This is a genomic window from Solirhodobacter sp., from assembly GCF_964715405.1.
The window spans coordinates 49,700-57,819 of the sequence record NZ_CBAICG010000024.1 but is presented as its reverse complement, the minus strand read 5'-3'; the positions used below and the strand labels follow the sequence as shown (position 1 = coordinate 57,819).

8 protein-coding genes and 1 other RNA gene are annotated in these 8,120 nt (G+C 70.4%); 4 read left to right on the top strand and 5 right to left on the bottom strand.

Annotated elements, in window-relative coordinates; all coding sequences use genetic code 11:
* The coding region (locus AC11WY_RS12150; protein WP_482925798.1) for a hypothetical protein at positions 1-187 on the top strand (187 nt) is incomplete at its 5' end.
* A 72-nt stretch (positions 188-259) separates the two neighbouring features.
* Here AC11WY_RS12150 and recR read toward each other — a convergent pair.
* From recR to AC11WY_RS12135, 3 genes are all read right to left on the bottom strand, one after another.
* A complete protein-coding gene (gene recR / locus AC11WY_RS12145) occupies positions 260-859 on the bottom strand; it encodes a recombination mediator RecR (RefSeq protein ID WP_482925796.1) in 600 nt (199 codons plus the stop codon).
* A 76-nt stretch (positions 860-935) separates the two neighbouring features.
* Positions 936-1,280, bottom strand: coding sequence for a YbaB/EbfC family nucleoid-associated protein (locus AC11WY_RS12140; protein ID WP_482925780.1), 345 nt, complete (start codon positions 1,278-1,280; stop codon positions 936-938).
* A gap of 11 nt (positions 1,281-1,291) precedes the next feature.
* Positions 1,292-3,040 (bottom strand): DNA polymerase III subunit gamma/tau, encoded by a 1,749-nt coding sequence (locus AC11WY_RS12135; protein WP_482925778.1) that lies wholly within the window; start codon positions 3,038-3,040, stop codon positions 1,292-1,294.
* A gap of 94 nt (positions 3,041-3,134) precedes the next feature.
* Here AC11WY_RS12135 and AC11WY_RS12130 point away from each other — a divergent pair, with 94 nt between their 5' ends.
* On the top strand, positions 3,135-3,617 hold the full coding sequence (locus tag AC11WY_RS12130) for a phosphatase domain-containing protein (protein ID WP_482925776.1): 483 nt from the start codon (positions 3,135-3,137) through the stop codon (positions 3,615-3,617).
* Between the two features lie 57 nt (positions 3,618-3,674).
* Here the strand turns inward: AC11WY_RS12130 and ffs are convergent.
* An RNA gene (ffs, locus tag AC11WY_RS12125) (signal recognition particle sRNA small type) lies at positions 3,675-3,771 on the bottom strand.
* A 108-nt stretch (positions 3,772-3,879) separates the two neighbouring features.
* On the opposite strand from ffs, the gene AC11WY_RS12120 reads away from it, so the two are divergent.
* Both AC11WY_RS12120 and AC11WY_RS12115 read left to right on the top strand, forming a co-directional pair.
* Entirely contained in the window at positions 3,880-5,253 is a 1,374-nt protein-coding gene (locus AC11WY_RS12120; RefSeq protein ID WP_482925774.1) for a M24 family metallopeptidase, read from the top strand.
* Between the two features lie 2 nt (positions 5,254-5,255).
* Positions 5,256-6,119 carry an SDR family NAD(P)-dependent oxidoreductase gene (locus AC11WY_RS12115; protein WP_482925772.1) on the top strand — a complete coding sequence of 288 codons (864 nt, stop codon included), beginning with the start codon at positions 5,256-5,258 and terminating at the stop codon, positions 6,117-6,119.
* Here the strand turns inward: AC11WY_RS12115 and AC11WY_RS12110 are convergent.
* Positions 6,116-8,026 carry a bifunctional 2',3'-cyclic-nucleotide 2'-phosphodiesterase/3'-nucleotidase gene (locus tag AC11WY_RS12110; protein WP_482925770.1) on the bottom strand — a complete coding sequence of 637 codons (1,911 nt, stop codon included), beginning with the start codon at positions 8,024-8,026 and terminating at the stop codon, positions 6,116-6,118. The genes AC11WY_RS12115 and AC11WY_RS12110 overlap by 4 nt on opposite strands.
* Between the last annotated feature and the right edge of the window lie 94 nt (positions 8,027-8,120).

Sequence of the window (8,120 nt, the reverse complement as noted above, 5' to 3'; positions counted from 1 at the left end):
CAGAAATAGTTCACGCCGCGTCTGCTTCTTCTTCATCGCGTCGCGAAGACCGGGAAAGGCGGGCTGTTTCGACATCGGCAGGGCTCCCTGGAGGCTTGCCCAAGTCTACCAGATCACGCCGAAAGCGGGAGGTTTTTCAGACGTTCCTTTGCTTTGGCTGCAATCGCGGGAAGCGAGACTCGAATGAGGTTGCGGAAGAAACTTGAGCGAGGATGAAGATGAAGGTTTGGATCGGGCTCAAAGCAACTCCCGCCCCCCCTCAAAACCTTTTCCTTGCCCGCAGTGCCGCGCTGATCGTGCCGTCGTCGAGGTAGTCCAGCTCGCCGCCGATCGGCACGCCTTGCGCGAGGCTGGTGACGGCGACGCCGGTGGCTTCGACCGCTTCGGCGATGTAGTGGGCGGTGGTCTGGCCGTCGACGGTGGCGTTCAGGGCGAGGATGATTTCGGTCACGCCTTCGTCGGCGATGCGGGCGAGGAGTTTGGGGATGCGCAATTCGTCCGGCCCCACCGCGTCGAGCGCCGAGAGCGTGCCGCCGAGGACGTGGTAGCGGCCCCGATAGGTGCCCGAGCGTTCCATCGCCCAGAGGTCGGCGACATCCTCCACCACGCAGATTTCGCCGTTGGCCCGTTTCCCGGAGGCGCAGATCGGGCAGAGGTCGGCGGTGGTGATGTTGCCGCAGGCGACGCATTCGCGGGCGGTGCGGGCGACCAGCGCCATCGCCTCGGCCAGCGGCGCCATCAGGACGGCGCGCTTCTTGATCAGGTGCAGCACCGCGCGGCGGGCCGAGCGAGGGCCGAGGCCGGGCAGGCGGGCCATCATTTCGATCAGCGCGTCGATCTCGGGCGGGGCGTCGGTCATGGGGGCTTTCGCTGGGAGAAGGCGGAGTTGCGGAGGGAGATCCCCGCTTGCGCGGGGACGACAGTCCGCGAGGGCGTCAGAACGGCAATTTCATGTCGGGCGGCAGGCCCATGCTGTCGGTCAGCTTGCGCAGTTCCTGTTGATAGCGGGCGGCGGCGCGGATCTGGGCGTCCCTGATCGCGGCGAGGATCAGGTCTTCGACCACCTCTTTCTCCGAGGCGACGAGGATCGAGGGGTCGATGTTCAGCCCGGTCAGGTCGCCCTTGGCGGTGGCGGTGGCGCGCACCAGCCCGGCACCCGATTCGCCCTGCACCGTGACACGCTCCATCTCGGCGGTCAGCGCCTCCATCCTGGCCTGCATGTCCTGCGCGGCCTTCATCATCTTGGCCATGTCGCCAAGACCGCCCAAACCCTTCAGCATGTCGCGCCCTTTCAGTTGTCCTCGAACGGATCCCATTCGTCCTCGACCTCGGGTAGCGCCTCGGCGGCGGCAACCTCGGCGCGGGCCTCGGGGGACCGGATATCGCTGATGCGCGCCTTGGGGAAGGCGGCAAAGACGGCCTGCACCAGCGGGTTCAGCTTCGCCTCGGCCTCGGCGGCCAGGCGGTCCTTGTCGCGGGATTCGGTGATGGTGGCGGCGCCGCCGGACGAGACGACGCTGACGCCCCAGCGCGCGCCGGTCCAGGCTTGCAGGCGCTGCGACAGGCGGGCGGCAAGGTCGGTCGGGGCGCGGTCGGTCGGCTCGAACTCGATCCGGCCGGGGGCGTAGTGGACCAGGCGCAGGGTGGTTTCCACCTCGATCAGCAGCTTCACGTCACGGTTGGCGCGGATCAGGGCGACGATCTGCTCGAAACCGGGGAAGCGCGAGAGGAGTGAGTCGGGCGCCTCGGCCAGTGCCGTCGCCGCGCCAGAGGCGGCGGGGCCGCGCGGGGCGGACAGGCGGGACGGGCCGCCCGCAAGGCCGCCCGGTCCGGGGCCGCCACCGATGGGCGCACCCGATGGCGGTTGCGGCTGGGGTTGCGATTGCAGGCGGCGCACCAGTTCCTCGGGCGTCGGCAGGTCGGCGACATGGGTCAGCCGGATCACCGCCATCTCGGCCGCCATCATGGCGTTCGGGGCCTGCGCGACCTCTTCCAGCGCCTTCAGCAGCATCTGCCACATCCGGGTCAGCACCCGCATCGAAAGCCGGGCGCCCATGTCCAGGCCACGGGCGCGTTCATCCGGCGGCACGGTGGGGTCGTCCGCCGCCTCGGGTGTGATCTTGATGACGCTGACCCAATGCGTGATCTCGGCCAGATCGCGCAGGACCGCCATCGGGTCGGCGCCATCGGCATATTGCGATGACAGTTCCGCCAGCGCGCTCGCCGCGTTGCCCCTCAGGATCAGTTCGAACAGATCAAGGCCGCGGCCGCGGTCGGCCAGCCCCAGCATGGCGCGCACCTGATCGGCCGAGGTTTGCCCCGCGCCGTGGCTGATCGCCTGATCCATCAGGCTCATCGCGTCGCGCACCGAGCCTTCGGCGGCGCGGGTGATGAGGGCGAGCGCGTCATCGGCGATAAGCGCGTGTTCAAGGCCCGCGATCCGTTGCAGGTGGGCGATCATCACCTCGGGCTCGATCCGGCGCAGGTCAAACCGCTGGCAGCGCGACAGGACGGTGACCGGCACCTTGCGAATCTCGGTGGTGGCGAAGATGAACTTCACATGGGCGGGCGGTTCCTCCAGCGTCTTCAACAGCGCGTTGAAAGCGCTGGTGGAGAGCATGTGAACCTCGTCGATGATGTAGATCTTGTAGCGCGCCGAGGTCGCCCGGTAGTGGACCGAGTCGATGATCTCGCGGATGTCGCCCACCCCGGTGCGCGAGGCGGCGTCCATTTCCATCACGTCGACATGGCGGCCCTCGGCGATGGCGCGGCAGGGCTCGCAGACCCCGCAAGGCTCGGTGGTGGGGCCGCCCTTGCCGTCGGGTCCGATGCAGTTCAGGCCCTTGGCGATGATCCGGGCGGTGGTGGTCTTGCCCACCCCGCGCACGCCGGTCATGATGAAGGCATGGGCGATGCGGTCGGCCGCGAAGGCGTTCTTCAGGGTGCGCACCATCGCCTCTTGCCCGATCAGGTCGGCAAAGGTCTGGGGCCGGTATTTCCGGGCAAGCACCTGGTAGCCGGTGTCGGGCGTCTCGGTCATCGGGCCTTCCTGGATTCGGATCAGCGTGCAGAGTAGGGCGCGGCTTGCCCGGCGTCCACCCAGCCCCTAGGGTCGGGCAGCGGAGGAGCGAGGGATGAGCGGGTTCACGATTGCCGAGGTGCCGGTGCTGGCAGGCTGGCTGGGGATTTGCCCGCTGCCGGGGCACTACGGCGACTATCACGGCGATCTGGGCGCGATCCACGCCTGGGCGCCGGACATGGTGCTGAGTCTCGCCTCAAGGGGCGAAATGCACGGGGTGGCAGACGGGTTCGGCACCGATCTGGGCAGAAACGGCGTGGCCTGGCGGCATTTCCCGATTACCGACTATGGCGTGCCGACCGAGGCGGAGGATGCGATCTGGCCGATGCTGGCGGACGAGGCGCTGGGCTGGCTGGGTCGTGGCGGGCGGGTGCTCGTGCATTGCAAGGGTGGCTGCGGCCGGTCCGGCATGGTGGCGCTGCGGCTCCTGGTGACATCGGGCGAACCTGCGGCGGCGGCGCTGGCGCGGTTGCGCGCGGTCCGGCCCTGCGCGGTGGAGACCGAGGAGCAATACGGCTGGGCGGTCGAGGGGGTGTGAACGGCCGGGGCGCCGCCCCGGACCCCGGAGTATTTCCACCAAGAAGAATTGGGAAAGGGTGAGAGGCTGGACAACGACCCAAGCGGGGCTCGTTACGGCTGCTTCCTTCCGGACCTGACCGGGTTGGCGAGGCGCCTGCCCGCGCCAACCTCTCGGGGGTGGATATAGGCGGGCGGCGCGGGCGATGCAAGCGGCGCGATGACAGCGGGGGCGGGGGCGGATTATGGTGCCCCGAACCAGGGAGGGCGGCAGGGTGCAACGGATGATCACGATCGAATGGCCGGAGTTTGGCGCCCCTGCGGTGCCGAAGGCGGCGGGGCTGGCCGAAATGACGGCGCGGCTGGCGGCGATCCGGGGCGCGATGGCGGCGCGCGGGCTCGACCGGCTGGTGATCTACGGCGACCGCGAGCATTCGGCCAACATGCTCTGGGCGACCGGGTTCGATCCGCGGTTCGAGGAGGCGCTGCTGGTGGTGGCGCCGGAGGGGGCGCCGGTGCTGGTCGCGGGCAACGAGTGCCTGCCTTACACGGGCGTCTCGCCGCTGGTGGCGGCGGGGCTGGTGCGGGTGCGCCACTGCGCGAGCCTGAGCCTGCTGTCGCAGCCACGCGACGGCGAACGGCTGGATGCGATCTTGCGCGACGCGGTGCCGGGGGGGGCCCGCGTCGGCACCGTGGGCTGGAAATACTGGGAGGCGGGCGAGGTCGATGACCCGGCGACGGCGCTGGAGATCCCGGCGTTGATCGCCGACCTTCTGCGGGCGCGGGCGGGCCGGGTGGAGAACGCGACCGACCTGTTCATGCATCCCGGCCACGGGTTGCGCAGCACCGTCAGCATTATTGAGATCGCGCGGCTGGAGTTCGCCAACCACATGGCGGCGGCGGCGTTCAAACGGATGGTGTTCGCGTTCCGCGAGGGCATGAGCGACTTCGCGGCGGTCGAGGCGGCGCGGATCGGCGGGTTGCCGCTGGGCTGCCACACGACCTTTGCCACCGGGGCGCGGGCCGACCAGGGGCTGAGCGGGCCGACCGGCGAGGTGCTGCGGCGGGGGTCGCAGATTTCGTTCAACGTCTGCCATTGGGGTGCGAACATCTGCCGGGCCGGGTGGCTGGCGACTGGGGCGGGCGACCTGCCGCAGGCCGCGCGGGACTATGTGGCGGCCTTTGCCGGGCCCTATGTCGCGGCGCTGTCGGAGTGGTTCGCGCTGATGCGGCCGGGGGTTGCGGGCGGCGAGGTCTGGTCGCTGATCGCGGATCGGTTGCCGGGGCACGGGATCACGCTCAACCCCGGCCATCTGATCGGCAGCGACGAATGGATATCCTCGCCGATCTTCGCGGGCTCGGCGCTGCCGCTGCGGGCGGGAATGGCGATGCAATGCGACGTGATCCCGGCGCATCCGGTCTATGGCTCGACCCGGATGGAGGACGGCTATGTCATCGTCGATGCCGCGCTGGAGGCCGCGCTGAAGGCGGCGCATCCGGCGGTGCACGGGCGCTGCCTGGCGCGGCGGCGATTCATGCGCGAGGTGATCGGGCTTGCCGTGCCCGATACCCTGCTGCCGCTGGCCGATACCTGCGGGATCGTGGCGCCGTTCCTGCTGTCGCCGCGCGAGGTGATCGCGCTGTGCGCGGGGGCATGACGATGGGCAAGACGATTCTGATCACCGGGGCCTCCACCGGCCTTGGCGCGGCGCTGGCGGTGCAGGCGGCGCAGGCCGGGCACGACGTCTGGGCCACGATGCGCGACCCCGGCAAGCGCGGCACGCTGGATGCGATGGCGGCGGCGGTCGGCGGGACGCTGCGCGTGCTGCCGCTCGAGGTGACCGACGCCGCCTCGGTGGCGGCGGCGGTGGCGGCGGTGGTTGCCGGGGCGGGGCGCATCGACGTGCTGGTGGCCAACGCCGGGCAGGGGTTCGTGCGGTCGGTCGAACAGACGACCGAGGCCGAGATCGCGCGGATCATGGATGTGAACTTCATGGGCGTCTTGCGTTCGGTCCGGGCCGTGCTGCCGCACATGCGCCTGGCGGGGGGCGGGCAGGTGATCGCCATCTCGTCGGTCGGCGGGCTGGTGGGCCAGCCCTTCAACGAGGTCTACTGCGCCTCGAAATTCGCGGTGGAGGGGTTCATCGAAAGTCTGGCCACCTATGTCGGCCCGGCCTTCGGCATCGGCTTCACGCTGGTGGAACCGGGCGGCATCCGGTCCGAGTTCGCCAACACGGCGCGGCGGCAGATCCTCGAGTCGGGCGGGATCCTGGAGGATGATTACAAGCCGCTGCTGGAACGCTATCTGGCCGGCGGCACCGCGCGCGGCGCCGCCGGGGTGTATCAGACGCCGGAAGACTGCGCGGCGGTGGTGCTGGGGGTGATCGGTCAGGACCGGCCGCCGCTTCGCCTGCGCACCTCGGCCTGGGCCGAAGCGTTCACCCGGCTGAAGACCGAGGCCGACCCCGATGGCACCCGGCTGACCGCCGAGGTGATCGCGGCGATGCTGGGCGGCGGCGGCTAGAGCGTCAGCCGCAGCCGCAGAAAACCACCTGGGGCGGGGCCGACCTCGGTGATGCCCCGCGCGGCCACTTCGGCAAGGTGCGCGCGCGCGCCGGGGCCGGTGTCGAACAGCACCGAGGTGCCGGGCATCGGCACGAAGCTCCATGTCGCCGGGGTTGGCGGCGTGAGGGTGCCAAGCGCGTGGATATGGCGGATCAGGATGTCGCGGTTGGTGTCGGGGCTGGTGAAGACGGTCGTCTCGACCCGCGCGCCGGGGAAATCGCCGCCGCCCCCGGCGCGGTAGTTGTTGGTGGCAACGATGAAGGCGTCATCATCCGCGACCGGGCGCCCCTGGTGGCGCAACTCGACGATGCGGTGCGCGTCCGGGGCGACGAGGCGGCCGGGCAGGTCGTGGCGCCGGGGCTGGCGCAGGTCGATGCGGTAGGTGACGCCCGCGATGACGTCGTAGTTGTAGTTCGGGAACGCCGGGTCGATCAGCATCTGGTCGGGCACGCCCGGCAGGATGCGGTTGTAAAGCCCGACCGAGCGTTCGAGCCAGCCGCGCAACTCGGCCCCGGTGACGCGGACGGCGCGGACCGTGTTGGGGTAGATGTAAAGGTCGGCCGCGTTCTTCAGCGCGAGATCGCCCGCCGGGATGTCGGTATAATACTCCGGCCCGCCGCGCCCGCCGGATTTGAACGGGCCGGCGGCGGAAAGCACCGGCAGCCCCTCATGCGGCGTGCCCTCCAGCATGTCGGCGACATAGGCGCGCTGGGCCTCGGCAACGATCTGGACGGAAGGGTCATCGAGGGCGAGGGCAAAGTAGCTGGTCAGCGGCGCGGTGAGGCGGCCGATCGGGCGGCGGATGTAGGCCAGCGTTTCCGCGTGCGCGATGCGGGCGGCGTCGAGCACGGCGGCGGCGCTGGCGACGGTGGCGACAAGGTCGCCCGCGGTGTTGCGGCGGGCGATCGGGCGGGCCTCGCTGGCCGAGGCGGTCACCTGCCAGCGGCCGCCCTTGTGCGACAGCAGCAGGTCGATGACCCCGATGTGCGAGCCCCAGAACCCGGCCATCACGGCGGGCGTGTCCCCGGCCGTGCCGCGCAGGGTGTCGAGACCGGGCTGGCCGTCGAACTCCTCCGACGGAAAGACACGGTGGGTGTGCCCGGCGATGATGGCGTCGATGCCGGGAACGCGGGCCAGCGCGGTCGCGGCGTTTTCCATCCCGTCGACCGGGTCGGCGCCGCCGAGGCCGGAATGCGCCAGCGCCACCACAAGGTCGGCACCCGCCGCGCGCAGGTCCGGCACCCTCAGGGCGGCGGTGGCGACGATGTCGCGCGCGGTGATGTGGCCGGACAGGATGTGGTGGTCCCATTGCAGGATCTGCGGCGGGGTGAAGCCGATCACGCCGATCCGCAGCGGGCGGGCACGGCCCCCGGCATCGGTGACGGTGCGGTCGAGTAGCACGAAGGGCGGCACCAGCGTGCGGTCGCCGGACGGGGTCGCGCCGGGGGTGGTCACGACATTGGCCGAGACGATCGGAAAGGGCGCGGTTGCCAGCGCGCGGCCCAGAAAGTCGAGCCCGTAGTTGAATTCGTGGTTGCCGAGGGTGGCGGCCTCGATCCCCGCCGCCGCCATCGCGGCCAGCACCGGATGCACCTCGCCGGGGTTCAGACCACGTTCGTAGGCCATGTAGTCGCCCAGCGGGTTGCCCTGCAGGAAATCGCCGTTGTCGAGCACCAGCGCGTTCGCCACCTCGGCCCGCGCCGTGGCGATCAGGGTGGCGGCGCGGGCAAGGCCCGCGGTGTCCATCGGGCGGTCGGCGAAGTAGTCGTAGGGAAAAAGGTGGGCGTGCAGATCGGTGGTGGCAATCAGGCGCAGATGCACCTGGCCCTGGTCAGCGTGGGCCAGGAAGGGGTGCGGTGCGGTCACGTCGTCTCCTGCGTGGACTGGCGCCCGTTCCGGGCCTGCTCCCAAGGGTTGTAGCGTCTGCACCGCCAAGGTCCAGATCGGGCGGTCGGCGAGT